Annotated in this window: 1 protein-coding gene; it reads left to right on the top strand. The window is 57.7% G+C overall.

Going from position 1 to position 213, the window contains the following annotated elements:
* Positions 1–213, top strand: a 213-nt coding sequence (locus JUI58_RS00690; RefSeq protein ID WP_204101828.1) for a hypothetical protein, incomplete at both ends; no start/stop codon positions are given.

The raw sequence follows: 213 nt of genomic DNA, 5'->3' as shown, positions 1-213 counted from the left end.
CCTTCCAAGCCAGCGAAAGTTCCCGCGCCCGCACCCTCACCGAAATTCTCACCGAAGCACAATTCGACCTCAAAGCCGACCTTCCCCCCGCCCTCCTCGCTGAAGAAAAACGCCTCAACCAGGCACTCAGCACCGCCGAAGAACAGCGCGTGCAACTCCTCCAGAACCCCAAAGGTTATGCTAACGCCGATCTCGAAGCCATCAAAAGCAAGA

It is taken from the genome of Spirulina sp. CCY15215, assembly GCF_016888125.1.
Taxonomy (GTDB): Bacteria; Cyanobacteriota; Cyanobacteriia; order Cyanobacteriales; family Spirulinaceae; genus CCY15215.
Note: the sequence above shows the minus strand (reverse complement) of the source record. Positions and strands in the feature narration are given on the sequence as shown.